Origin of the sequence: Bartonella sp. TT119HLJHH, assembly GCF_042193385.1 — a bacterium.
Classification (GTDB): Bacteria; Pseudomonadota; Alphaproteobacteria; order Rhizobiales; family Rhizobiaceae; genus Bartonella.
Genome location: NZ_JBHILS010000145.1, coordinates 1 through 582 on the forward strand (window position 1 = coordinate 1; position 582 = coordinate 582).

1 pseudogene is annotated in these 582 nt (G+C 39.2%); it reads left to right on the top strand.

Going from position 1 to position 582, the window contains the following annotated elements:
- Nucleotides 1-582, top strand: a pseudogene (locus ACFIJL_RS09840) (filamentous hemagglutinin); the annotation flags it as partial.

Genomic DNA, 582 nt, shown 5'->3' on the forward strand with positions numbered 1-582 from the left:
AAACCTATAAAAGGCAGTGATGGAAAATATATCACTCTGTATCACTTTTTAAAGCCAGAGGAAGAAAAGCATTTACAAAAAGGCCCTAATGGTGCTGTTTATATGTTCTACAATGGCATTTTTAATTCACCAGATGATGCTGCGGGTAATGCTGTCCAATTGGCTGTTAATAAAAATGGTCCCCTTTATTTTACATACTTTCCCCAAGCTGATGATGTGCTGGTAGAATTAGGGGTAGCATATTATCAAAAGTTTTGGGAGGGTAGCACTTGGGGATTGAGTAATTCGACCAAGAAGTTCCAAGATTTTATCTATCGTTATGGCAATGACAATGCTATTGTTAGTGGGCATAGCCGGGGTACCTTAACAATACGTAATGGAGCAAATGACTTGCAAGAACATGGTATCCACAGTGTAGCCAAGAAAACAGACTTCTATCTTGTTGGAGCGGCTGCTCACATGCAATCGATGGCCAATACAGTAGATTATCTAAGCGATGGCGAAAAAAATTATATCTACATACAAGGTCATATGTTAGACCCCATTAGTACAGTGATTGGTTACAATTGGCCTACGGCTTAT